The organism is Capilliphycus salinus ALCB114379 (assembly GCF_047276495.1).
GTDB classification, from domain to species: Bacteria; Cyanobacteriota; Cyanobacteriia; order Cyanobacteriales; family Microcoleaceae; genus Capilliphycus; species Capilliphycus salinus.
Map to the genome: position 1 here is coordinate 6984589 of NZ_CP178543.1, position 25533 is coordinate 7010121.

The following is a 25533-nucleotide window of genomic DNA, read 5'->3' on the forward strand; positions in this document are numbered from 1 at the left end:
AGAAGTTCAGGAGTTGCTGTGTTCAGGAGAAAGTGTTTACTGACAACTGAAAAAACTGGTGACTGGTGAGCAGCGCGGTCTTGGTGGCTTCCATCAAGGAGCGACTGCGAACCCGGAGGGTGACTGGTGAGCAGCGCGGTCTTGGTGGCTTCCATCAAGGAGCGACTGCGAACCCGGAGGGTGACTGGTGACTGTTTTAACTGCTCGCTCTGACGGGTATGGGAGGATGTGTACCGTTCATCCGGGGATTCCAAGAATCAGGCTTTAGCATTTCCAAATTGAGTCGATAACCGACATTTCGCACGGTTTGAATCAAAATAGGTTGGCGAGGATCGGTTTCTACTTTTTTCCGCAAAGAGAGAACGTGAGTATCAATCGTGCGGGGATTATCAATCGAGTCTGGCCAAGCCCGTCGGAGCAGTTCAGAACGACTCAGAGGTTCGCCATCGGCTTGAGCCAAAACATAAAGTAAACTGTATTCTTGAGGAGTTAATTCTATTAATTGTCCCCGCAACCGAATCCGACGTTGAACCAAATCTATTTTAAGAATACCATAGTCTAAACTTGCAGGAGGAGCAACCGTGCGGTTACGTCGCATCAACGCTTCCGTGCGGGCTAAAAACTCTTGCATTCCAAAAGGTTTTGTTAGATAATCATCCGCCCCCGCTTTTAAACCTCGAACAATATCAGCTTCAGTTTTACGAGAAGACAGCATTAAAATGAGGGATTGTTGCTGTCGGAGCCAGCGACAAAATTCTAAACTATTTCCCCCTGGTAATTCAGCATCGAGAATGACCAAATTGGGTTGATGAGTATAGAAGACCTCTCTAGCATTATGAAAATCGGCTGACTGCCAAACCGAGTAGCCAACTTGCTGCAAATGCCAACCCAAAAGCGATCGTAAATGAGGATTTCCTTCAATGATAGAAATGCAAGCAGATCCCACGAGTGTTAGTTATCCTGATTATTATAGGATTACAGGTTAACAGAGCCAATCGGATTGATTTTGTAACCGATGCTACCCTCAATCAAGTTCTCCCCCTTTTCAGTCACAGGTAACAGGTAACAGGTGACTGTTCCGGTGTTCCGGTGTTCCCTATTCCCTATTCCCTATTCCCTATTCCCTATTCCCTCTTACCTCTTACCTATTCCCAGAGTAGCTTGTATGTTGAAACACAATCGGACTCTTGACAGGCACGTTATGATCGAAATAGGAAGACTCAATCAACCGGAGTAAATACATCTCCGAGTGAATAGTCAAATTGTTCATCCCATTCAACATTAGCTGTTATTTTGGGAATGTTTTGCAGACTTTCGCGATCGCTGAAGTAAAAACTAAACTTTAATCCTATAGGTGATGGCACAGCTATCCTATCGAGATTGAGGCTCAAGGTTGATAATTTGGTGTCGAGGAGATCAATCAATTAAAGAACTGCACATCTGTAGGTAATCCCCCCGACACTGGGAAGATTGAGCTAAAATCTAAAATCTAAACGGCTTGGATGGAGGAAATTGGCCCAATACGCGGAAAATCTCCTGTAAAATTGTCCATTCCGACCGTTGATTCCCTGCCCAAACTCTATATACAAGGTTGATAACTATGCTACAAGACGCACCTACTATCCGCCACTATCAAAAACTCACCGATTCTCTCGTCGAAATGTGGAACCGGGGTTATCGCTATGATGATTTGAGAATGTATATTGATGGTTATTTAGCCGCTCTCAGACATTCCAACGCCATCGAACCCTATTTAGTCCATCGGTTAGAAGAAGAAACCTTTCGATATCTCAACGATCCCTCGAACTTCGAGATGGCCATGCCAATGCCTCAGCCCGAAGTAGACTACTATTAGGTAGGCTAAAAGAGTCTGAGCGGGTTTGAGTTTAACTTAGACTCAAAATAAAGAGCCGACTCTTGAAGGGTGGGAGTCGGCAAAACTAGGCGGTAAAAGTACCTTCGGGCAACTTTATAGCCGTTGGGTTTAGGAAGCTAGAGCGACCTCAACCATCTGTTGCAGTTCATTATTTTGGTAGAGTTCGATCATCACATCCGATCCGCCAATAAATTCACCCTTAATGTAAACTTGGGGAATCGTTGGCCAGCTTGAGTATTCTTTAATGCCTTGACGAATTTCAGGATCTTCTAAGACATCAAAGGTTTCAAAGGGAACACCTAAGCTATTAAAAATCTGGACAACATTGTTAGAAAACCCACACATGGGCATCAACTTCGTGCCTTTCATAAACACGAAAATTTTGTTGTTGTTCACCATGTTGTCAATTCTAGCTTGCACTTCTGGAGTCATAGTTTTTCCTGAATTAGCTGAGAGCAATTATTTTTGAGAAAGAAAATAAAACGGTCGGGGTTAGGGCTTCTTTCTCGGATTAACCTAACCTTAAATTAAGCGACTTGATTGGCTTTTTCCCACTCCGAGGGAGTGTAAGTTTTCAAAGCCAGAGCATGGATCGCTTCACTATCCATCGCCTCTTTCACCGCACTATAAACCATCTGATGCTGTTTAACCAGGGTTTTTCCCTCAAACTCAGAAGAAACCACAACAGCCTGAAGGTGATCGCCACCTCCGGTCAAATCCTGAACCTGAACCTTAGCATCTGGCAACTTTGACTTAATCATTGCCTCGACCTGCTGTAAAGCGACCATAAACTCTCTCAATAAACGACCCTATGCTTTATTTTATCGAAATTACTCAGCAGAAGATCGAGATTGTTCAGTTGCTTCACTTCCGGGCAGAGGAGAATCCACAAATCCCAACTCTAACAACTGCTGATAAGCCTTCTTACCCAAATCCCGAGTTGGCGCTTGAGAACGAATAATTTGAATTAACAGGGGAACAGCCAGTTCCGGTTGATTTTGGGCGCGATGCACCAAAGCGAGTTGATAAGTAGCATCATCCCGCATTTGAGCCGTCTGACGGGCATTATTGCGATGTTGATCCGCGACTCGGTTATCAATACCCGAAAAACTCGTCGCCAACTGCTGATAAAAATTAGATAACTGATTAAAAACCTGGCGAGCTTCTTGCAGCTTGCTTGCGGCTTCGGTGTAATTTTCCTGGGCAACCGCAAGACTAGCTTCTTCCAGTAAACGCTTACCGCCCTGTATACTGAGAAAACTATCTTCTAAAGCCAGAGGACGCATCTGAGAAGGATCAACAGGCTGAACCCCTTCTTCACCCGAAAGCGGATCGGAAAATTCGACCGATTCATCCATCGCCGAATTCTCACTGAGAGTTTCTGGCATCGACTCCTGAGCCAGAACACTCGTTGGCATCAACCAGATCCCGACGACAGCCAAAGCCCAAACAGGCCGGCGGACTAGAACGCGGAGAGGGTAGACAGTTGCGGAAGATTGCATGGCTGACAAAGCGCGATCGCGCAACGGCAAGTGAATAAGTTTCAAGAATTCTATCATCGATTTTAGCTTCCTATTTAAAGATTGTTTGAAGTTGTCTACGCTCAACCCGCACGGGTTATAGTTTTTAGGGGCCGGGGAATTTCTCCCGAGCCAACAACCAACCATCCAGATTTAATCAGTCTAGGTCGTGAAAGAGAATTTAGATAAAAAAAAGGTTACTTCATTATGACATCACCCGAGAACTCATCAAGCCTTAACACCCGAGAATACCGGGGGATAGGGGTTTCAGAAGAAAAGATCGGTACCATTTTACAGCGGGGCGGCGAAGAACTAAACGTTGAAAAACTGCCCAATCGCTTCACCGTCCAACTGTCAAGAGACGGACAAGCTTTAGACGATTTATCGCGATCGCCAATTCCGATGGTTTACACCGGGAGCGCCCCTCCCGAGTTAGAAGAAATCCAGGTCGCTCCCGATCAACTCGATCGGGCGATGGAATTGGCCCGACAGTCCGATCGAGTCGCTTTTGCCAGTCATGTTTACCGAGTCGAAAACGATCCGGGGATGGTCTTTTACCTCAGCGATCAAGTCACGATACAATTTGATGAGTCTGTAGAGGAGGCGAAGCGCAACCAAATCGCCTCGGAAGTCGGCTTAGAATACCTCAAACCCATAGACGGAGTAGACAACGCCTTCGTCTATCAAGTCACATCCAAAGCCAGTGAAAATCCAATCAAGATCTCTAACTATCTCAAGCGAAATCCGGAAGTTTTAGTCGCCGAACCCAATATCATCGTTCGCTCTCAATCCTACTACCGCCCAAGCGATCACCTCTACACCAAACAGTGGTATCTCAACCACAATGGCGGATCGTCCCAACTCGGTGTAAACTCTCACATCGGCATCGAACAAGCTTGGGATATCACCCGAGGCGTGCGATCGGTGACAATCGCCATTGCCGATGACTCCGTAGACCTCAACCATCCCGACTTTCAAGGCATGGGTAAAATCGTCGCCCCCCTGGATTTAAAAGGCCGCGATCAGCTTCCCATGCCAGAAGCCGCCTCCGACAATCACGGGACCGCCTGTGCGGGAGTGGCCCTCGCCGAAGAAAATGGTCGGGGAATTGTCGGGGTTGCCCCCGGCTGTGCTTTAATGGCAATTCGGACAACCGGCTACCTCGATGATGAATCCGTCGAACAAATTTTCAATTGGGCGATCCAAAAAGGCGCCTCGGTGATTTCCTGTAGTTGGGGGGCGAGTGCGGTTTATTTCCCCCTGTCGCTGCGACAAAGCGCCGCCATCACCAAGGCTGCCAAACAGGGACGCAAGGGCAAAGGCTGTGTGATTATTTTTGCCGCCGGAAACGCCAACCGTCCCATTAACGGCATTCTCAACGAACAAGGTTGGCCGAATAATGTGATTCAAGGTCAGGTGAAATGGTTGGCCGGGTTTGCGGTTCATCCCGATGTGATCGCCGTTTCTGCCTGTAACAGTCTCAATCAAAAATCGGCCTATAGCAACTGGGGAACCGGAATTAGTCTCTGTGCGCCCAGTAATAACGCCCCTCCGGGAATGTGGCTCCCCGAAACCGGCTATATTGGCACTCCCCCGACCATTCGCAGCGCTTTGCAGGGGTTGGGCGTGTTTACGACCGATCGCATGGGTGCGGCCGGTTACGACCAATCCGATTTTACCCCCTATTTTGGCGGAACTTCCAGCGCCACACCGGTTGTAGCGGGAGTTGCGGGTTTAATTTTATCCGCCAACCCCGATCTCACCGCCCGAGAGGTCCGGCGAATTTTAGAGCAAACGGCCGATAAAATTGTCGATCCGGACCCCGATCCTCAGTTGGGAGTTCGTATGGGAACCTACGATCGCAACGGTTACTCCCAATGGTTCGGCTACGGTAAAGTTAATGCTTATAAAGCCGTAAAAATGGCTTACAGTCAACGGGTGACTTTCCAAAAACCCACCCGTCGCTTAGTTGAAACCAACAGTCAAACGATAGAAATTCCTGATGACAAGCCCGAAGGAATTAAAAGTGCGATCGTGATTTCTGAAACCGCACCCCCGCAAGATATTCAGGTTAGCGTAGAGATCGAACACAGCTTTTTGAGCGATATTGAAGTCTGGTTAATTGCACCGAACGGCGAGAAAGTGTTATTACAAAATCGGATGCTAGGTTGTCAAACTCAGCTTCAGAAAACCTATTCGCTGGCTACAACCCCTTATTTAAGGGAGTGTCTTAATCTTTCACCTCAGGGGAGTTGGCAACTTTGGGTGATTGATTTTGCTCCGGGAAATACCGGAAAATTGAAACAGTGGAAGCTGGACTTAGGGCTTTAGCGGTTTTGTTGACCTCAAATCCAAATTTGTCACAATATAACAATTGCGTGAATTTTTTTGTATGATAAACAAACAAAATCATCAACAGTTTTGGATTTGGGGTCTACTCCTGGCGGTTTTGAGTTGGAGTTGGGGACAAGGGGCGATCGCGGCACCTTCGTTGAATCTTTCTGCACAGGATCTCTTTCGTCAAGCCTATGAAAACCGTTATACTTGGGATGATAATTTTCCCGGTTATACGGCAGAAGTTTCGGTAAATTATCGCGGAAATTTGGATCAAGGGCTGATTCGAGTTGAACCGGATTTAACCGTTTCGGTGAGCAATCTCGAAGATGCAGAAGTCGCGGAAATGATTCAAAGTCAGTTGCAAATGGAAGCCATTCACCGTCGATCTGTTCCCTTCGATCAATTGCATGGAAAACATCAATTTGCACTGGACGGACAAGAAGAAACCGGCGTGATTAATATTGAAGAAATTGCAGGCGATCGCCCCGAATCTTATTATCAAGTTAAAGACAACCAAATTACTCAAGTTAATCGGGTTTTTGGGCAAATTGCAGTTAAAGTTGATACTTTAGGCACAACAAACACCCCCGAAGGTTATTTGGTCAGTCACTTTCAAACCTTTTTTTATAATGCCAATACGGGAGATCTTTTAGAACGCCAAGACGTGCGAGATTTTCACGAAAAAATCGGCAATTATTACCTATTAACCAATCGTACCATTCGCTACGCTGAAGATGAAAATCCCGAAGATAAACTCACCCCAGATATTTTCATTCGATTCAACGATATTCAGCCGTTGTAATTGAAAAAACTCCGAGTTTAAATCTACTCAATTCAACTAGAAAATTTGGGGCAAAGCGAACAATTAACTTTGCTTCGCTCACCCCTTAATTCCCGAATAAAAATCGATTACTGTGGGTTGTTTTCAACTGCCGATTCCAAATAAGCTCGAATCATTGCTTGAGTCCCTTGAGAAGCTCCCTCGGTATCGAGATGACTGACAATTTTAAACAGTTCATCCGCCAATTGTACACCCGGTAAAGGATTTTCAGACGGTAAAACCTCGTGAACCAATCGCAAATCCTTGAGAATATGTTTGATCATAAATCCCGGTGCAAAATCAGAATTGGCGACTTTTTCCCCCAAGTTTGTTAACGCCCAAGAACCCGCAGCCCCGGTACTGCACACCTCAATCACTAACTGGGGGTCTATTCCCTGACGTTTCGCCAACAACATCGCTTCGCACAACCCCACCATATGCAAAGAGCATAGCACCTGATTGCACAGTTTAACAGCTTGACCGCTCCCGCTAGGACCACAATAAAAAATTTGTTTTCCCATCATTTCTAAAATGGGTTTGCAGGTTTCAAACGCTTCGCGATCGCCGCCCACCATAATCGTTAATGTACCATTTTTCGCGCCAATATCTCCGCCAGAAATGGGCGCATCGAGAAAAGAAAGTTGGCGAGACTGCGCTTGAGAAGCAATTCGACGCACCGCTTCCGGCCCGATTGTACTAAAGTCTACAATAATTGCTCCCGGTTTGGCCGATCGCACCACACCATTTTTCCCCAAAACCACTTCTTCAACATCGGGAACATCCCCCACGCAAATACAAATGATATCTGCTGACTCGATGGCTTCGTTAATGGATGAGACGATATTAGCACCTCCAGAGGCGGCTATTTGGGTTCCTGGACGGTTTGGGGTGCGGTTCCAAGCTTTAACATCATAACCACTCTTGGCGAGGTTCGCCGCCATATAACCGCCCATTACCCCTAAACCAAGAAATGCAGTTTTCATCATCGATTCTATTCCTTTTCCCGTTAGTTTACTCTCATAGGTAGGGTAACATTTCAGTGAACAGTGACCAGTCACCAGTCACCAGTTATTAGAGTTTTCAGTTTTCAGTTTTTCCGCGACTCCCAACTCCGAACTTTTTTTGTGTCACCCTGAGTGAAAGGAAGGGTCTATCAAAGATTCTTCGCGTTCGCTGAGAATGACTTGAATGTTTCCGCGTCTTTACAGTCAACAGTGACCAGTTTTTACAGGCTGATTTTTACTCAATTAATGAATTCGTTGGGAACAGTTTTGATCGGAAATCCGACAATAACGGCATTCTTCTAAAGTCGGACAGGGTTGGAATGTTTTTGATGTACAAAGAATAGCGATCACATCCCGCAAACGTCGCTTCAAGTTGCGGTCAATTTTCCAAGCGGGAATCTCGACAATTTCATTATTATAAATAATCCGTCCGTGAGGAACTTGGTATTGACAAGTTTGTTGAGTTTCTAGTGCTAAAGGCAAAAGCAACATATACAATTTTACCTGCATTTCGTGAGATAATTTTGGTTTACCTGTTTTGATATCTTCGACGATAACCCAATCATTTTTAACGGCAATAATATCGGGTCTACCCGCCACACAAATATTAAAATTTTTACCCTGAACTTTAAACGAGTTGGCATTTTCTACATAAACGGTAAACCCTTCGGCTTGCAATTTTGCCGCCCGTTTGATCACTTTTTCATCGTGTTCGGTGGCATCGTAATCGCTTGAATTTCGTTCAAACTGATGATGAATTTGTTGTTGAATGGCATAGGTACAGTTCTTTTCTCCCGCCAACAATTGAGCCAACCAAGTTACCCAAGCGTAGGGCTGTTTTCTGGGTTTGGGGAGGTTTGATTTTTGATAAAACTTTGGAGAAGTCATGTTTTCTTGTATTGAAACAACTGAACTCTATCCTATTGATTAAATTCCGGGTTGTAAATGAATTCAGGTGACATTTTTTCAGGGGTAAATCAAGATAAATGACCGCAAATTACACGAAATAACGTTAAATACAATCAAATGACAGCAAATGACAAACTTGTTTAACTCACTCACATTTCCTAAAGTTGGGGTTATGATAAAAAATAATTGAATGAGTTTTAGTGAGCAACATGGGCGAACAGCAATCAATCCAACAGCAGTTTATCAGTGAAATTGCGGATTCTATCTTTGAACAATCAGTTAACGGAAAAGATACGGAAGAACAATGCTTTTTTAAGCTGCGCTTTGACCCCGAGAATGAACAACTAGATAACCAAAATAAGAATAATAACGATATTGTTAGTTTAATGAATCAAAAGTTGGGCTGTTCTCCGAGTGCTATTCAGAGGCTTCAGAAAAAGGTAATTGAAGCACTTGTTAACCAATACGAACAAGAAATGAAAGCCGATGAATTAGACATTGAGAGTATTCTGAATGCCAAACGAGGAGAGAAAGATATTTGGAAGCGGGTTTATAGCTGGCTGTGGGATAAGCAATTTCCCCGCTATCTCTGGGAAACGTTGAGAAAAAAATCGGACAAAAATCAAGATTGGATTCGTTTTGTTGATGATAGCTTGGTATCCAGCGAACGGGGATCTATTTTACCCAAAAAACCTAACCCCGAACCTAAAATTATCCCGAACAATCAATCATTAAACTTGGTAATTAATATTGATGGTGATTGCTGTAACCATCATTTATTACTGTTTAACCGGAGTTTAACAGATTTTCATTTAGTTTGTCCGTCTGGGGAGTTTTCACCGAATAGCAAAATTGAACAAATTCCCTGGTTGATGCCAACTCAAGGATCTATCGCCGAAGAAGTGGACATGAAGTTTCAATTTGCAACTGTCGGAACAGAAGAATTTTTGGCTATTGTAATCGAACAGCCTTTGGAGTTAGAATGGTTTAACGTTCGAGAAGGTGAAGAAACTGCCGAATGTTCTCCTCAACGCTTGGTAGAATTGTGGGAACAGTTGGAAAAAAATAAGAACTGGCGATCATTTTATCAATCGTTTGAGGTGATATAAAAAAGTTTGTAGTTGGGCTTCAGCCCGAAAAAAATACGCTAAAGCACAACAACGGAGTTATTAAAATAGTTTGTAGTTGGGCTTCAGCCCGAAAAAAATACGCTAAAGCACAACAACGGAGTTATTAAAAAAGTTTGTAGTTGGGCTTCAGCCCGAAAAAAGTGCGCTAAAGCGCAACAACGGAGTTATTAAAAAAGTTTGTAGTTGGGCTTCAGCCCGAAAAAAGTGCGCTAAAGCGCAACAACGGAGTTATTAAAAAAGTTTGTAGTTGGGCTTCAGCCCGAAAAAAGTGCGCTAAAGCACAACAACGGAGTTATTAAAAAAGTTTGTAGTTGGGCTTCAGCCCGAAAAAAGTGCGCTAAAGCACAACAACGGAGTTATTAAAAAAGTTTGTAGTTGGGCTTCAGCCCGAAAAAAGTGCGCTAAAGCGCAACAACGGAGTTATTAAAAAAGTTTGTAGTTGGGCTTCAGCCCGAAAAAAGTGCGCTAAAGCGCAACAACGGAGTTATTAAAAAAGTTTGTAGTTGGGCTTCAGCCCGAAAAAAGTGCGCTAAAGCGCAACTACGAACTTGAGGATAAAATTGCTTTGAGGTTTAATACAAATCCTGGCAAAATGTCTTCACCGGATAACGTTTCTGGGGCGTTTAAGACTTCGACGGCTTTTTCGGGGCGATAAATTTCGACTTGGCGATCTTGACGGTTAATTAACCATCCAAGCCGCACACCATTCTCAATGTATTCTTGCATTTTTTCTCGGAAATCTTCTAAGCGATCGCTGGGAGACATCAACTCTAATACAAAGTCGGGCGCAATGGGTGGAAATTTTTCTTTTTGTTCGGGGGTAAGTGCATCCCAACGTTCTTGTTTGATCCAAGCGACATCGGGCGATCGCTGGGCGCTATTGGACAACTTAAAACAGGTGGAAGAATCAAAACAAACTCCGAGTTTAGTTTGGCGGTTCCAAATGGCAAAATCGGCAGCAATTTCACAGTTATAATTTCCTGTTGTGCCTCCAGTCGGTGACAGAATTGTGATTTCTCCTTTGGCGTTGCGTTCAAACTTGACATCGGGGTTGTCCCGGCAGAGTTGATAAAACTGTTCGTCTGTAAACCGAATAATTGAGTTGAAATTAACCGTGACATTAACCATAATTATTTTTACCGCTCTAAATTTATGCTACACCAGAAATAGCTGAGTGTTTGGGTCTGTTGAAAAATTGTTAAAAGATTAGTTTTAGAGAACCTAAAATGAACGAAGAACAAATCAAAGCTTATTATAATTTTCTGATGCAGGTATTACAAGCTGTTGCAGATAGTAATGGCGATCCTGATGTTGTTTATCCTTTGCTACAACAAAATCTAGACAAACTCGATGAAAATCTAAAATCCATTTTGGGAGCTTGGGCTATTAAAATTCTACTTTTACCTACTCTTACCAAAGAAGAAGCTTATCAAGTGGCTGCGACTCTTTTTAAATTTAGTGTTTTTATTGCACAGTTTTCTTTAGGCAATCCATCACATAACTTAGAAATTGCAATTATTGGGTATAAAAGTATTTTTGGGGTGTGCAACCGTGAAGCTTTTCCCTATGAATGGGCAACGACACAAAACAACTTGGGTAATGCCTACAGTGAACGCATCCAAGGAGACAGGGCAGACAACCTCGAACAAGCTATAGATGCTTATACCCAAGCCTTGCAAGTCTATACCCGTGAAGCTTTTCCCCAAAAATGGGCAACGACACAAAACAACTTGGGTAATGCCTACAGTGACTACAGTGAACGCATCGAAAAAGATAAGGCAGATAACCTCGAACAAGCTATCACTGCCTATACCAAAGCCTTAAAAGTCAGAACCCGTAAAGCTTTTCCCTATGAATGGGCAACGACACAAAACAACTTGGGTAACGCCTACTGTGAACGCATCAAAGAAGACAAAGCAGACAACCTTGAACTCGCTATTGATGCCTACACTCAAGCCTTGCAAATCTACACCCGTGAAGCTTTTCCTGAAGACTGGGCAATAACTCAAAACAACTTGGGTACTGCCTACAGAGAACGCATCAAAGGAGACAAGGCAGACAACCTCGAACAAGCTATTGATGCCTACACTCAAGCCTTGCAAGTCTATACCCGTGAAGCTTTTCCACAATATTGGGCAGGAATTCAAAACAACTTGGGTAATGCCTACAGTGAACGCATCAAAGGAGACAAGGCAGACAACCTCGAACAAGCTATTGATGCCTACACTCAAGCCTTGAAAGTCTATACCCGTGAAGCTTTTCCACAATATTGGGCAATGACTCAATACAACTTGGGTAATGCCTACAGTGAACGCATCAAAGAAAACAAGGCAGACAACCTCAAACTCGCTATTGATGCCTATATTCAAGCCTTGCAAGTCTATACCCTTGAAGCTTTTCCCTATCAATGGGCAGGAACTCAAAACAACTTGGGTCTTGCTTATCAAAAACGGGGCGAAGTCGATAAAGCTAATAATATTGAACTTGCCATTATTGCTTTCCAAAATGCTCTACAAGTTTACACTGCGAAAACTTTACCTATAGAATGTCTCAGAACCAGTGGTAACTTAGGAAACTTAGCATTTAAACAGGAGAACTGGCTACTGGCTATCGAAGCCTATGATTTGGCTATTGAATCGATTGAAATCACTCGAAATTGGGCAAGAACAGACGAACGCCGTCAGGAAATTTTAGCAGAATCAATGGGTGTCTATGGGAACATGATTCAGGCTTGTATTAATCAGAGTCACATCGAACAAAAACGGGGCAAACTTCAGCAAGCCCAAGACTTATTAGAGAAAGCCTTAGAAACTTCCGAACGTTCTCGCTGTCGTCAACTGGCGGATTTATTTGCGGTTCGGGATCTCTATCCCGGTGGAAATATTCCCCCGGAAATTGAAGAATACAATCAACTCCAGCAGCAAATTTCTAATCTTCGATATCGTAATTCATCAGATAATACCCGACAACTCGCCGAAGCGGGAACCCATTCCCAAACTCGCGCCCAATTTGAAGCGGAAACCGAGGAAATCAAACAGCTAGAAGATGAAAAGAAAAAAATCTGGGAAAAAATTCGCAGTTACGATCCGGTTTTGGCGGGACAGCTTCAGGTTGATCCGCTCAAAATTAAAGACATCCAAGCTTTAATTCCCGATGAAAAAACCGCCCTTTTAAGTTTCTACAGTACCGACAACGATACTTATATTTTTATTCTGCGAAATGTCGGGGAGAAATTAGAGAAAAGATTGGTTAATCTCCACATCTGCAAAAATCAAGGTATTGAAACGCTGCAAGATTGGGTATTTTATAACTGGTTTATTCCCTATCTTGACAATAAGCAACTCTGGCGGGATAACATGGCGGAATTTCTGGCCGAACTTTCCGAACGTTTACAACTCAAGTCGTTGGTTGATGAACATTTAACGGGAATAGAAGAATTAATTATAGTTCCTCATTTGTCTTTGCATCAAATACCGTTTGCAGCTTTACCCATTGAACCCAAACCAACAACCTCCGAATTGAGCGATGAAATTAACTCCCCATCGGGCGAATTTTACCAAGAAGAAACAACCAGAGGGCCAACCCTTCCTCGCCGAAATGTTCAGCCCAAAACTTCCGTAAAAGTTTCCCCAAAACCAAGCGAATATTTGGGCGAGCGCTTTCGGTTGCGTGTGGTTCCAAGCTGTCAAATATTGAACTTTTGTTATCGGCGAGATCCAATTTCATCCGCCAAAATGGGAATCGTTGAAAATGCGACGGGCGATTTAGTATTTACCGAATACGAGTGTAAAATATTGAGTCAATTGTATCAAGTTCCCGACAGTCAACGTTTATATTTTCAAAATGCAACCTTTGAAAATTATCAAAATCTGATTAAAAATGTACAGTTTATTCACTCCAGCCATCACGCGAGTTCTCGCCTCGATAACCCCCTCGACTCAAAACTTATGCTGTATGAAGGAGAAGTCACACTCAGCCATCTGTTAACTTGGCGTTTACCGGAACTTTCGGACGTGTTTCTTTCCTGCTGTGAAACACATTTTACAATGACACAAATTACCGATGATACCTTAACTTTGGCGGCGGGTTTTCTGTGTGCGGGCGCGAGAAGTGTGGTGAGTACGTTATGGTCGGTTAGTGATTTGTCAACGGCGTTATTTTGTTTATTTTATTATCAAAATATTCGGCAAAATTTCACCCGTTCGGAAGCGTTGCAGAAAGCACAGTTTCAACTCAGAACTCTAACGGGTAAACAGTTGGAAGAAAAATATAAAGCCGAACTGGATAACTATCTATCGAAAGAAAAAAGTAAGAAATTATTTAAGCAAGAGTTACCCTTTGAGAGTCCTTACTATTGGGCGGGTTTTGTGTCTCAGGGGTTGTCCTAGAATTCTCTAAATTGTAAATAAAAACTTAATTCATTTGATAGACACTTGAAAATCTATTTTTTTCTCTCCCGAGTTGTTTTGCTTTTCGATTGACTTGTGTTATTATAGAGTAACTTTTAGAGTCACTGAGATTATAAATAAGAACGGTCAGCCGTTCGGCCATCCGGGGAACATTGACAGAGAATAAGTCTAGACTCAATGGAATTCAAGCAAGTTTACTCAAATCTTGCGGATATTCTAACGACAAGATTGAGGTATTATATATCAGATATGATTGCCAAGCATAACTCAAATTCGCGATCGCGGGCATCGGTTCGCCGGACAAAATTTTGACGGAGTGCGGTTCCGGTGAAAAAGCGATGAAAGAATTAAAGAATTCAGTTGCTTTCAGGGTGAAATCGATTAAACTGATGAAAAAGTGAGTCGAAAACATGGATGAACTGCTTAACCAAGTCTATCACGAAATAATCTATAACCTGCTCATTCATCCCCCCAATCAAGCTCTGAATGTGCTGAAAACTCATGCTCAGGTGGTTGATGATGATTTTTTGCAAGTTCTCCGACAAACCGTAACGACGCTCAAAGAACGAAACTGTGAAGAAGATGCTAGTTTTTTAAATAATCTCGTTCAAAAAGTTGAGGAGTCTGGGGGGTTTTCGACTCTATTCGCCAAAATTTCACCGCCTCAAAAAGCCGAAACTCCAGAGAAAAAAGCAGCTTCTCAACAGCAAAAACCGGCGACAACACAAACGCCTTCCCCAGAAAAACAGTCAGCCGCAGAACAACTTTATAATCAAGGAACCCAACAGTTTCAAGCCAATCAATATACAGCCGCTTTTCAAAGTTGGCAACAGGCGTTACAACTGTATAGAGAGGTGGAAAATAGGCGGGGAGAAGTCAATTGTTTGGGGAAATTGGGGAATGTTTATCAGTCTTTAGGACAGTACCAACAAGCCATCGCTTGTCACCAACAAGCTTTGGGAATTGCTCGTAATATTAAATACCGTCAAGCCGAAGCCAACGCACTGAGTAGTTTGGGTCACGTTTGCTATTCTATCGGACAATATGACCAAGCCATTAGCGGATATCAACAAGCATTATCGATAGCTCAAACAATTAAATATCGAGTCGGAGAAGCCAATACACTGGGCAATTTAGGCAACGTTTATTATGTTCTCGGACAGCTAGAAGATGCGGTAAAAAACTATCAGCAAGCTTTGGTAATTGCTCAAGAATTAAATTACCGATTTGGGGCGGTTAATTTCCTGAATAATTTGGGAAATGTTTACGCTTCTCTCGAACAATACGAACAGGCGATCGCTTACGTCGATCAGGCGTTAACCTTAGCCAGAACTTTAAACTATCGGTTTGGAGAAGCTTATTTTTTAAGCAATATTGGTAAAATTTATCTCGCCAAAAAAGAACCCGAACAAGCCCGAGTTTACTTTGAACAATATTTAGAGTTAATTGCAAATATTGAATCTCCCCAAATGGAGGCGAATGCTTTACATCATTTGGGTAATACCTATCAAATTATGGGGGATTCTAAATTGGCGATCGCGAACTATCAAAAATCCTTAGAACTTCATCGACAGACCCAAAATCCCCAAGGGGAAGCGATGACTCTTAACCGTTTGGGACAAATTTATCAAGAGTGCAAACAAACCGATACCGCCATTCAAGCCTTACTTGATTGTCTAAAAATTGCCACACCAAAAGCCTTACCAACCGAATGTTTAAACGCAGGACATCATTTAGGAGATTTGGGTTTAAGCACTTACAATTGGCAACTTTCCCGACAGGGATATGAGCAAGCAATTGAAGCGATAGAACATATTTGTACGGGTATTAGTCCCCTAGAAATTCGTTCAAAAATCGCCAAAGAATCCGAGACAATTTATCCCAAACTGGTACAAGCTTGTATAAATCTCGAAGACAAAGAAAAGGCTTTTGAGTTTGTGGAAAGATGGCGTTGTCAGCAGCGATTAGAATTGACGGATTCTTCTCGATTTCCCTCGGGAGAAATTCAACAACATCTGAAAAAATACGAGCGTTTCCAACAGCAAATTCATGCTTTACACCTGCGGCGTGAATCCGATGAAATGAAACAGTTAACAACAGCAGGTGTTCGACTCAATAGTTCCGCAACGTTTAAAACCGAATCGGAAATTTTGGAAACTCTCGAAACCGAAAGACAAAAAGTTTGGGAGGAGATCTACAGTTTAGATCCGGTTGTCGCCGAACAATTGCAAATTAATCCCTTGGGTTTAGAACAAATTCAAGGGTTAATTTACGATGAGAAAACCGCCATTTTAAGCTTTTACAGTAGCGAAGAAAATACTTATATTTTTGGAATCGGAAAAGATAAAATTTGGCTGCATTGCTGCGAGGGAGAAAGCCGAGAAACGTTGCAGAATTGGATCGGAGACTCTTGGATCAAAACACATCAAAAGAGTCTGCGAGAATGGCGAAATCAGATGATTCAGTTTTTGTCTGAGTTATCACGCAGACTAAAATTCAGTCAATTGATTTCAGACCATTTACTCGACTGTAACGAACTGATTATTATTCCCCATTTAAACTTATATCATATTCCCTTTGCGGCGCTTCCCATTCAGATCGAAGACAAAGTAAGCTATTTGTGCGATCGCTTTAGCATCCGCGTGATTTCGAGTTGTCAAATATTGAATTATAATCAACAACAAAAATCCGAGATTTCCTCCTATTCAATGGGGATTTTAGAAGATACAACCGGAGATATTGTTTTAAGCCATTATGAAGGTCAAAAACTAGCCGAAGTTTATCAGGTTTCAGAAGAACGTTACTTGGCGGGTGAAACGGCTATGGTTAGTCAATTTGAAGGCTTAATTAAAGAAATTCAGCTTCTTTATTTGGGTTCTTCGCTGAGTTTTACCTCTGAAGTTGAAGCCGAGGAACAATTACAATTTGTCGATGGTAAACTGTCAATCGTTCAACTGTTAAAAACGGGTTTATTTAAAGCTTTAGAACTCTGTCTTCCCTATTTAAAAATAGAGGATAAAAGTTTAAGTTTTTCCGAGTTTAATCTGAGGGTTTTTAACCTGTTTTTAGAGAGGGATACCCAACGAATTATTTACCCGTTATGGTCTTTAGAAGATATTGCAACCTCGCTATTGATGTGGTTTTATTATCAGAATTTACAGCAACAAAACTCTAGCGGTGAAGCCTTGCGTCTCGCTCAAATTCAACTTAGAAGTTTGACGGGTCAAGAATTGGAACAAAAGTATAAACCCGAATTACAAGCTTATCTCAAAGCACAACAGGAGAGTAAAAATCAACAAAAAATCAACGATCAGCGAACATTGTTAGCCTGGAAATGTCAGCAAGACTATCCCTTTGAAAGTCCCTATTATTGGGCTAATTTTATTGTTTATGGTGGTTAATTTTATCGGGGTTTGTTTATGACTACATCCGAACAGTTGTTTTTCATTGCTTTACTTCCTCCGACGGACATTCAAAATCAAGTCACGGAAATCAAACAATACTTTGTGGAAAATTACAACAGTCGTCATGCGTTAAAATCTCCCCCCCACGTCACCTTACAACCTCCGTTTAAATGGTCAACTGAAAAGGTCGATCTTTTAGAAGAATGTCTGACCGAGTTTTCTCAAATCTTTCTTGAAATTCCGATTATTTTATCGGGTTTTGGTGCATTTCCGCCTCGGGTTATTTATGTTAACGTGATTAAAACTCCCGAATTACTCGGCATTCAAAAAGCGTTAATGTACCACTTAGAAAGCTCTTTAAATATTGTTGATGAAGTGTCTAAACGCCGTCCGTTTTCTCCTCACATGACCGTTGCATTTAAAGACTTATCCCGCCAAAATTTTAAAGCCGCATGGCTAGAATTTGAACATAAACCCCTAGAATTTAAGTTTACCGTTCCCCAGTTAACGTTGCTGGTTCATAAGGATCAAAAATGGAATATTAAAGCCGAGTTTCCTTTTCCGTCTGCGGCGAATTGATTCCCAGCGAAAATCTAAAAAACCCGGTTTCTCAAAGAAACCGGGTTTTTATTGTTTACCCAGAAAAACTGGCGATCCAATCCAAAATTTCTCGGTGAACTAACTCCGGACATTCATCTTGGGGACAGTGACCGCCCCGTTCCAATTGCACAAATTTAATGTTAGAATTGTATTGAAGATATTTACTCGGATTCGCAAAACTAATCGGAATTAATCGATCTTGTTTACCCCAAAGCAATAAAATCGGAACATTCACCCGAGGAAGAAGGCTCTTGACTCCCGGACCCAAACGAGAACTACCCATCACTTTAAACAAGATAGAAAAAGCCCTCGCCGCTCCGCGATCGGTTGCAGGAGTTGCTAAAATATCAACCAGTTCATCGTTAACCTTCTCTCGATTTTCGTAAGCCAATTTAGCCCAAAAACGGACCAGCGACCGATGGCGAACAATATAGAAAAGACTTCTCAAAACCGGAGGTGAAGCAACAGTATTTTGAATGGCTTCGACAACGGGGAGCATCCATCCGGGAACCGCTTCCGTTTGTGCGACCGGATCGGGTAAACTAATAGCAACTACTCCTTTAGTCATTTCGGGGTATTGCGCCGCAGCCACCAAAGCAACGAGTGAGCCGACGGAATTGCCCACCAAAATTGTAGGTTCGCCGATGAAGGTCAACCAAAAGTCGTGAACTAAATCAGCCCAAAGAGAGGTATCGTAAGAAGCGATCGCTTTTTGGGAGGCTCCAAACCCCAAAAGGTCAAGAGCGTAAACCGTATGAGACTGACTCAATTCCTGTAAACTGTATCGCCAATGGCCAATAGAAGCCCCAAACCCATGTAAAAAAATCATCGGTGAGGGAGAGTTCTCAGAAGGCGTTGTCGGGTTAGACTTGGATCTGAGATAGGTGTAGCGAATTCGCCAACCCCGCCAAATCCAATCCCGTTGAAAACCCAGTTGGGAAGTCAAACTTTTTGCAGTCAATTTCACACGCCGATCAAAACATAACTTTACATTTGTACCCTTTTATCTTAGCGTTCCTAGAATTTAGATTAAATCTTCACCGAAATTTAATCGGACTGAGTAAAATATCACTATGTATGGACACGCTCATTTATTTACTAACCGCTTCTAAACTTTGCCAATGCCTGTGATCGATAAAAAAAGAAATCGCAATCTGCCCCAAATCAACGAAAATATCCGATTTCCAAAAATCCGGGTGATCGATACTGATGGTGGCCAACTGGGTATTCTCGCCCCTCGGGAAGCCCAACGGCTCGCCGAAGAAAAAGAACTCGATCTCGTTTTAGTTAGCGACAAAGCTGACCCTCCCGTGTGTCGGATTATGGACTATGGGAAATACAAGTTTGAGCAGGAGAAAAGGGCCAGAGAAGCCAAGAAGAAGCAGCACACCGCTGATGTCAAGGAAGTGAAAATGCGCTACAAAATTGATGACCACGACTACCAAGTGCGGGTCAATCAGGCGAAACGCTTCCTCAAGTCCGGCGACAAAGTAAAAGCAACAATCATGTTTCGAGGTCGGGAAATTCAACATAGCAACTTGGCTAAAGACCTGCTGAACCGCATGGCAACCGACTTAGAAGAATTAGCCGAAGTGCAACAATATCCCAAACAAGAAGGGCGAACCATGATGATGTTGTTGTCTCCGAAAAAATAGCAACCGACAACAGTTTACAGTTAACAGTTTGCAGTGACCAGTCTACAGTAGATAGCCAATCAGTGGACAGGTCAGAGGTGATCGGAAAAACAACTGTAAACTGAAAACAGCGATCGCTGAGAACGGGTTACTGTATTAGACGGGATCGGATGATTGATAAACGATCCCTTCAATTGCCCTGTTTGAATCAAAACGATTATTATTTAGAATAAAGGGTTTTAAAAACATCTACGTCAAGGGGTCTCAACACTGAATGGAAAAGCAAATCAGTGGCTCTACAGTTATGGGACAAGGGCTGCTGCGGGGTCTGAACCTACGTCCAGAAGAAGTAGATCGCACCGGGTTGATGTTCTTGGTTTACACCATGACATCAATCGGCCTAATCTGGCTAGAACTCAGCACAGTCGGCCTGTTCCTCGATCAGTACGGTGCCGATAAATTACCTTGGATTTATATAGCCAGCGCCGCCATCGGTTCGAGTTTGGGCGTCGTTTACTCCTGGCTGCAAAAAATTCTCCCCCTGCGACGGGTGATCGTCGTCATTCTGCTGCTGATGGCCGTTCCCCTGTTTCTATTCCGGGTGGGACTCGGTATCGAAAACTTACAGATAGCCGGACTCAGTGTTGAGTTTATCACCCTGTTTCTGATGTGGTTGTGGGTAGAAGCCTGTTACCTCCTCAACGACCTCAACACCTCCATTACCGCCAACCAACTCTTTAACATCCGCGAAATCAAACGCACCTATCCCCTGATCAGTAGCGGGTTTTTGGTCGCCGGAGTCGTCAGCGGCTTTTCTCTGCCCCTAATCTTAAGAATCGTCGGCCTCAAAAACGTGACCATCGTTTCCGGGACAATGGTACTGGTCGGGGCGGCGATCCTATTTTACCTGGCTCAACGCCACCAACAATCCTTTCCCGACTCCTCCCGGTGGACCCCCGAAGACGAACAGCCCGAATTTAGCAGCCGCAACCTCAAAGGCCCCCTGCAAGGCTACGTCATCCCGTTAATTGCCTTTTTTGTCATGGCAGAAGTCCTTTACGTTCTCGTAGACTTCCAATTTTTCAGCCAGCTAGAATTCCAAAACCAAGCCGCCGGCGCCAGCGGCATCGTCAGCTTCCTGGGCATCTTTGAAGGCATCCTCAGCACCTTTCAAGTCGGCACTCAATGGTTCGCCTCCAGCCGCCTCGTCGAACGAACCGGAGTCTTTGCCACCGCCAGCATCCTCCCCGTCGGCATTGCCGCCTTGGGAGCCTTCTCCTTGATCGGGGGCATCACAGGCCTATTTACCGTCTTCCTGGGCTTTGTCATCCTGCGATTTTTAGACGAACTGTTCCACTACACCCTGATCGAAACCACCGGCGCCGTCCTGTTTCAACCCCTCCCCGACAATACCCGCAGCGACATTCAAACCCTGGTGAACGGCGTTTTTGAACCCCTATCTACCGGAGTCTCGGGGTTCCTGATTTTACTGATTTTGGGACTCACCCACTGGTTGCTTCCCAACCAAACCTTCGAGCAATTTGAAAGGGAACAGAGTCTCGTCTTTGTCGCCGTTATTATTGGTCTGGCCGTACTCTGGTTATTGGTCGTTTTGGCCATCCGCAGCCAATACGTTAGCCTGTTAGTTCGCAGCGCCGAACGGGGACGGTTGGGCGTCACAGACGTCAATATGCGCGCCTTAAAGCGATCGGTCGCCGAAACCCTCTCCCAACCCAAACCCGACGCCGACAAGCGCTCCTGTATCGAACTCCTCAGCCAACTCGATCCCAAAAATGTCGGGGAAACCCTCGTTCCCCTGCTCGAAGACCTCTCCCCCGCCCTCCAGCGTCAAAGTCTGGAAATCATGCTTCATCACCCCAACCCCAACTATTTGGGTGAAATTCGCGCTTTATCCCGTCGCGCCCTTCCCCCGGAAGTCCTCGCCTTGACCCTGCGTTATATCTGGCTGACCGAAACCGAACCGGACATCGAACAACTGCGACCCTACCTTCAGCCCCAAGTCGATCCGGTAGTCCGGGGAACCGCTGCGGCCTTAATTATGCGACGGGGCGATCGCGAACAAAAAGCGGTGGCCACAAATACCATTCGCCGCATGATTACATCCAGCCAAGAGCGAGAACGGGTGATGGGGGCGCGAGCTTTGGGAGAAGCCGATTATTTGCAGGGGTTGCGCCTCTACCTCGATGATTTGTTGCAGGATGAATCTTTGCGGGTGCGCTGCGCCCTGCTTGATGTCATTGCCGCCACTCACATGGAGGAATATTATCCCTCTTTGGTCAAAGCGCTCGCCTACCGTTCCACCCGAGAAGCCGCCCGACAAGCCCTGGTTCGACTCGATAACGAAGCGATTCCGTTATTGGTGAGTGTGGCCGAAGATATTCATCGAAGCGATTTAGTTCGACTCCAAGCTTGGAATGCCATCGGCGATATCGGCACCATCGAGGCGATTGATACCCTCGTCAATCACCTGATTACCGCTTGGGGAACGCCCCGACGGAATATTCTGCGAATCCTCCTCAAAATTGGCGAAGATGCCGGCATTGAAGGGGTACTCGATCGCATTGGTCGCAGCGGGGTAGAAACGTTAATTGAGCAAGAATTAATGTTTATCGGTCAGATTTATGCCGCCCTGATTGATTTATCTTTGCTTCGGGCCGGCACGATTAATGGTGAGAGTATTAGCGGGGATTTGCACGAATCTCAATCTCCCGAACAGCTACTCGGACGAGCTTTGCGGGGATTGGAATCCGACGCGATCGAGCGAGTCTTTTTGTTGATGAAGTTGCTCTATCCTTTAGGATCAATTCAGGCGGCCGCTTTTAATATTCGCTCCGATCAGGTGGGAAATGTGGCTCGGGGTTTGGAAATTTTGGATAATACTGTTGATATTGCCAGCAAGCGATCGCTGATTAATATTTTGGATCGCCATTCGGAACTCGAAAAGTTGGAATATCTCGCCCCGTTATTTCCCTACCGACCCCTCAAACCTAGCGCTCGTCTCCGTCGTTTGTTAGAATTGCGTCACTTCCTCTCGGATTGGACCCTCGCTTGCTGTTTTCATTTAGCTCGTTCGGCTCACTGGAGTCTGACCGCAGAACAAACCCTCATGTGCCTGCGCCACCCCACAGGCTTTGTTCGAGAAGCCGTTTTAGCTTATTTGAGAATTGCTTCCCGACGCGCTTTGATAGAATTGTTGCCAATGCTGCAAAATGATCCCGATCCTTTGGTTGCGGCTCAAGTGGCGCAAATGATCGACGAACTCGGAGTTAATGGATCAAGATCCCGTTTCTCTTAAACCTCAAAGCCGCTAATTGTAGATGGCTGTTGATTTGCAATTCATACTTTAAAATTATGTTAACCAGTGTTGAACGCCTATTGTTTGTCAGGGGAGTCCCGATTTTTCAGGAGCTACGGGACGATTTTTTAGTGCGTTTGGCTTCTGTGATGGATGAGCTTTCTTTTCCCCCCCATCACAATATCTTTACCGAAGGACAAGAAGGGCGATCGCTCTATATTGTCGTTTCGGGGCGGGTTAGAGTTCACATTGGCGATCGCGAACTCACTCAAATGGGAAAAGGCGCCTGTTTTGGGGAAATGTCTCTGTTTGATGCTGAACCCCGTTCGGCTTCGGTGAGTACCCTAGAATCTTGTGACTGTTTGATGTTGACTCAAATGCAGCTTTATGATGCCATTGATGAAACACCCGGAATTGCGATTAATATTATCCGAATGTTATCCCGACGGGTGAGAGAATTGAACCTCAAATCAAGCGCTCAAGCGTCTTCGGTTCCTGAAACGGCGAAATTGGCTCAAGTTCGTTCGTCTCAAAGTTCATAAAACCCATCTCCCGAAGGGAATTTTCTTTTGTTGAGTCATCAATTCTTTTCTAAATTTATTCTATGGTTGGTGACAACAAAAACTGGTTTCAACTTGCCTTTCGAGTCAGCGGTTCCGTTATTCCTGCTATTTTGCCTCGGGTGGTTTTTTGTACTCTGTTTGGAGTCGTTTTATCGATTCTCTACGACTTCGGGCTTTCCCTACCCACCCGAATTTTAGATAGCTTTTTAATTCCCGATTTGGTGTTGGGGCTGTTGTTAGTCTTTCGGACGAATACAGCCTATGATCGCTTTTGGGAAGGTCGAAAAATGTGGGGAACTTTGGTGAATACCGTTCGGAATTTTTCCCGCCAAATTTGGGTAACAATTCGTGAAAATGAACCCAAAGATACCGAAGAAAAAATCGCAACACTTAAATTATTAGTGGCTTTTGCTTTTGCAACCAAGCTGCATTTACGGGGCGAAAAAATTAATCAAGAAATAGAAGTTCTGGTCACACCCGAACAGTATTCTATGCTAAAACAGATGAATCATCCGCCCCTAGAAATTGCCCTCTGGATCGGAGATTATCTTCAGCGTCAACACAATCGAAATTGTCTCAACACCTATCAACTCACCGCCATGTTTAAATTACTCGATACAATGGTTGATGTGTTGGGGGCCTGCGAACGGATTCTAAAAACGCCCATTCCCCTGGCTTATAACATCCATTTAAAGCAAATTCTATTAATTTACTGTTTGGTTTTATCCCTGCAATTAGCCGATGATTTACTCTGGTATAATGGAATTGTCGTCGGAATGATCAGCTTTACGTTGTTCGGTATCGAAGAAATTGGTCGAGAGATTGAAAATCCCTTCGGTTACGATCCCAACGATTTACAGTTGGATGCCATTTGTCAAACCATGCAACGAAATATTGCCGATATTATCTGCATAAAACCGAGCGTTCACTGTCCAGAAAATCCGTTAAATTCTCGACTTATGAATTCGAGAAATTCATCCTGTGATTAATATCTTATCCTTCTTATAATTTTACCTCACAAAGAGAATGATACACGGATATCGATAGGGTTTGTTAGGATTGCTAAAAACAGCAGCAATTCCAAAGATAGGCAGAATCATACTCATCAGCAAAAGTAAAATCAAAAGCGGAATTCCAATCAAAAAAACAGTCAAAATGGTGAAGATGATACCGTAAATATAAAGATTCATATGAAAATTCAACGCTTCTTTCGCATTCTTCCTGATTACTTTATCTTGGGTAGCAAAAAAAATAATCAGTGGAATTGCCACCGAAACGATAAAACAACTAAAAAAAATCGAACCATGACACAAAGCTGATAACAGCCTACGTTTATCTTCTAGGTTCATCAGTCACTCTCCCGATTCTCGGTTTACTCTTAAGTTGTGGATGAATCTTAAAGGCTTGAGGAAGTGTTCCCGTGTTGAATGGGAATCTGAATAATAAACTCCGATGTCTCTCACACCTGTTAAGTAACATTCTAACAGCTTATAAGGAAACTGTGGGGGGGGGTTCCAGGCCATTATCCGCAATACCGAGTCTGATTATCCTGAGAATCCATTAAATTATCGAAGTAGCAATTAGGAAAAATAATCGCTTGATTCACCCCCTCTTTTTCCTCCAATTTTACCCTTAAAAAAAGCGGAAAATATAGGGATAGCGATAGGGTTTACTGGGATTATTAATCACAGAAACAATCCCAATAATTGGCATCACAAAACTAATTAACCCGACTAAAAATAAAAGCGGAATTCCAATTAAAACGGAAATTAAAATCACACAGATAAAAGCCGCAATATAGAGATTGATATGAAAATTTAAAGCTTCTTTCGCATTTTCCTTAACGACCGAATCCTCAGCAGCAAAGAAAATCGCAAACGGAATCCCCACCGAAACAAAAAGACTGCTAAAAAAAATCGAACCGTGACACAAAGCCGATAACAGTCTGCGCTTGTCTTCTCCGTTCATCAGTCGCCCTCCTAATTCTCAAATGATTCTTCACCTTTAAACA

General features: G+C 43.7%; 22 protein-coding genes. 11 read left to right on the forward strand and 11 right to left on the reverse strand.

The genetic code is table 11. The features are described 5' to 3' along the window. Nucleotides 1-196 precede the first annotated feature (196 nt). Nucleotides 197-946 carry a response regulator transcription factor gene (locus tag ACL6C3_RS28345; protein WP_413163205.1) on the reverse strand — a complete coding sequence of 250 codons (750 nt, stop codon included), beginning with the start codon at nt 944-946 and terminating at the stop codon, nt 197-199. A 274-nt stretch (nt 947-1220) separates the two neighbouring features. Next, nucleotides 1221-1364 (reverse strand): hypothetical protein, encoded by a 144-nt coding sequence (locus ACL6C3_RS28350; protein WP_413163208.1) that lies wholly within the window; start codon nt 1362-1364, stop codon nt 1221-1223. A gap of 236 nt (nt 1365-1600) precedes the next feature. Between ACL6C3_RS28350 and ACL6C3_RS28355 the strand changes: the two genes are divergently transcribed. Beyond that, on the forward strand, nt 1601-1855 hold the full coding sequence (locus ACL6C3_RS28355) for a DUF6761 family protein (RefSeq protein WP_413163210.1): 255 nt from the start codon (nt 1601-1603) through the stop codon (nt 1853-1855). A 129-nt stretch (nt 1856-1984) separates the two neighbouring features. On the opposite strand, the gene grxD is transcribed toward ACL6C3_RS28355, so the two are convergent. The 3 genes from grxD to ACL6C3_RS28370 form a co-directional block, all read right to left on the reverse strand. Beyond that, complete coding sequence (gene grxD, locus ACL6C3_RS28360; RefSeq protein ID WP_413163213.1) at nt 1985-2308, reverse strand: Grx4 family monothiol glutaredoxin; 324 nt, start codon at nt 2306-2308, stop codon at nt 1985-1987. Nucleotides 2309-2403: 95 nt separating this feature from the next. Beyond that, nucleotides 2404-2664 (reverse strand): BolA family protein, encoded by a 261-nt coding sequence (locus ACL6C3_RS28365; RefSeq protein WP_413163216.1) that lies wholly within the window; start codon nt 2662-2664, stop codon nt 2404-2406. Between the two features lie 42 nt (nt 2665-2706). Next, entirely contained in the window at nt 2707-3378 is a 672-nt protein-coding gene (locus ACL6C3_RS28370) for a hypothetical protein (protein ID WP_413168429.1), read from the reverse strand. Between the two features lie 225 nt (nt 3379-3603). Here ACL6C3_RS28370 and ACL6C3_RS28375 point away from each other — a divergent pair, with 225 nt between their 5' ends. Together ACL6C3_RS28375 and ACL6C3_RS28380 are read left to right on the forward strand one after the other, a co-directional pair. After that, nucleotides 3604-5727 (forward strand): S8 family serine peptidase, encoded by a 2124-nt coding sequence (locus ACL6C3_RS28375; RefSeq protein ID WP_413163217.1) that lies wholly within the window; start codon nt 3604-3606, stop codon nt 5725-5727. Nucleotides 5728-5788: 61 nt separating this feature from the next. After that, on the forward strand, nt 5789-6535 hold the full coding sequence (locus ACL6C3_RS28380; RefSeq protein ID WP_413163219.1) for a DUF3386 family protein: 747 nt from the start codon (nt 5789-5791) through the stop codon (nt 6533-6535). Nucleotides 6536-6642: 107 nt separating this feature from the next. Here ACL6C3_RS28380 and ACL6C3_RS28385 read toward each other — a convergent pair whose 3' ends face one another. Both ACL6C3_RS28385 and ACL6C3_RS28390 read right to left on the reverse strand, forming a co-directional pair. Continuing rightward, nucleotides 6643-7539: an NAD(P)-dependent oxidoreductase gene (locus ACL6C3_RS28385; protein ID WP_413163222.1), complete on the reverse strand. Its 897-nt coding sequence runs from the start codon at nt 7537-7539 to the stop codon at nt 6643-6645. Between the two features lie 261 nt (nt 7540-7800). Next, nucleotides 7801-8445 carry a PD-(D/E)XK nuclease family protein gene (locus tag ACL6C3_RS28390; protein ID WP_413163225.1) on the reverse strand — a complete coding sequence of 215 codons (645 nt, stop codon included), beginning with the start codon at nt 8443-8445 and terminating at the stop codon, nt 7801-7803. Nucleotides 8446-8675: 230 nt separating this feature from the next. On the opposite strand from ACL6C3_RS28390, the gene ACL6C3_RS28395 reads away from it, so the two are divergent. Beyond that, nucleotides 8676-9575: a hypothetical protein gene (locus ACL6C3_RS28395; protein WP_413163226.1), complete on the forward strand. Its 900-nt coding sequence runs from the start codon at nt 8676-8678 to the stop codon at nt 9573-9575. A gap of 561 nt (nt 9576-10136) precedes the next feature. Here ACL6C3_RS28395 and ACL6C3_RS28400 read toward each other — a convergent pair. Then, on the reverse strand, nt 10137-10724 hold the full coding sequence (locus tag ACL6C3_RS28400) for a Uma2 family endonuclease (RefSeq protein ID WP_413163229.1): 588 nt from the start codon (nt 10722-10724) through the stop codon (nt 10137-10139). 98 nt (nt 10725-10822) lie between these two features. On the opposite strand from ACL6C3_RS28400, the gene ACL6C3_RS28405 reads away from it, so the two are divergent. From ACL6C3_RS28405 to ACL6C3_RS28415, 3 genes are all read left to right on the forward strand, one after another. Beyond that, nucleotides 10823-13984: a CHAT domain-containing protein gene (locus tag ACL6C3_RS28405; RefSeq protein ID WP_413163232.1), complete on the forward strand. Its 3162-nt coding sequence runs from the start codon at nt 10823-10825 to the stop codon at nt 13982-13984. A gap of 431 nt (nt 13985-14415) precedes the next feature. Beyond that, nucleotides 14416-17406 carry a tetratricopeptide repeat protein gene (locus tag ACL6C3_RS28410; protein WP_413163235.1) on the forward strand — a complete coding sequence of 997 codons (2991 nt, stop codon included), beginning with the start codon at nt 14416-14418 and terminating at the stop codon, nt 17404-17406. An 18-nt stretch (nt 17407-17424) separates the two neighbouring features. Next, nucleotides 17425-17988 (forward strand): 2'-5' RNA ligase family protein, encoded by a 564-nt coding sequence (locus tag ACL6C3_RS28415; protein ID WP_413163237.1) that lies wholly within the window; start codon nt 17425-17427, stop codon nt 17986-17988. 55 nt (nt 17989-18043) lie between these two features. On the opposite strand, the gene ACL6C3_RS28420 is transcribed toward ACL6C3_RS28415, so the two are convergent. Further along, nucleotides 18044-18970, reverse strand: a complete 927-nt coding sequence (locus ACL6C3_RS28420; protein WP_413163238.1) for an alpha/beta fold hydrolase — start codon at nt 18968-18970, stop codon at nt 18044-18046. A gap of 160 nt (nt 18971-19130) precedes the next feature. Here ACL6C3_RS28420 and infC point away from each other — a divergent pair, with 160 nt between their 5' ends. The 4 genes from infC (at nt 19131) to ACL6C3_RS28440 (ending at nt 24511) form a co-directional block, all read left to right on the forward strand. Further along, nucleotides 19131-19664 carry a translation initiation factor IF-3 gene (gene infC, locus ACL6C3_RS28425; protein ID WP_413163240.1) on the forward strand — a complete coding sequence of 178 codons (534 nt, stop codon included), beginning with the start codon at nt 19131-19133 and terminating at the stop codon, nt 19662-19664. 253 nt (nt 19665-19917) lie between these two features. After that, nucleotides 19918-22959, forward strand: coding sequence for an MFS transporter (locus ACL6C3_RS28430; protein WP_413163241.1), 3042 nt, complete (start codon nt 19918-19920; stop codon nt 22957-22959). Nucleotides 22960-23015: 56 nt separating this feature from the next. Further along, nucleotides 23016-23501: a Crp/Fnr family transcriptional regulator gene (locus ACL6C3_RS28435; protein WP_413163244.1), complete on the forward strand. Its 486-nt coding sequence runs from the start codon at nt 23016-23018 to the stop codon at nt 23499-23501. 62 nt (nt 23502-23563) lie between these two features. Beyond that, nucleotides 23564-24511, forward strand: coding sequence for a bestrophin family protein (locus tag ACL6C3_RS28440; RefSeq protein ID WP_413163245.1), 948 nt, complete (start codon nt 23564-23566; stop codon nt 24509-24511). Between the two features lie 21 nt (nt 24512-24532). Here the strand turns inward: ACL6C3_RS28440 and ACL6C3_RS28445 are convergent, their stop codons facing one another. Together ACL6C3_RS28445 and ACL6C3_RS28450 are read right to left on the reverse strand one after the other, a co-directional pair. Next, nucleotides 24533-24871 carry a DUF4870 domain-containing protein gene (locus ACL6C3_RS28445; RefSeq protein WP_413163248.1) on the reverse strand — a complete coding sequence of 113 codons (339 nt, stop codon included), beginning with the start codon at nt 24869-24871 and terminating at the stop codon, nt 24533-24535. Nucleotides 24872-25154: 283 nt separating this feature from the next. Continuing rightward, nucleotides 25155-25490 (reverse strand): DUF4870 domain-containing protein, encoded by a 336-nt coding sequence (locus ACL6C3_RS28450; RefSeq protein ID WP_413163249.1) that lies wholly within the window; start codon nt 25488-25490, stop codon nt 25155-25157. Between the last annotated feature and the right edge of the window lie 43 nt (nt 25491-25533).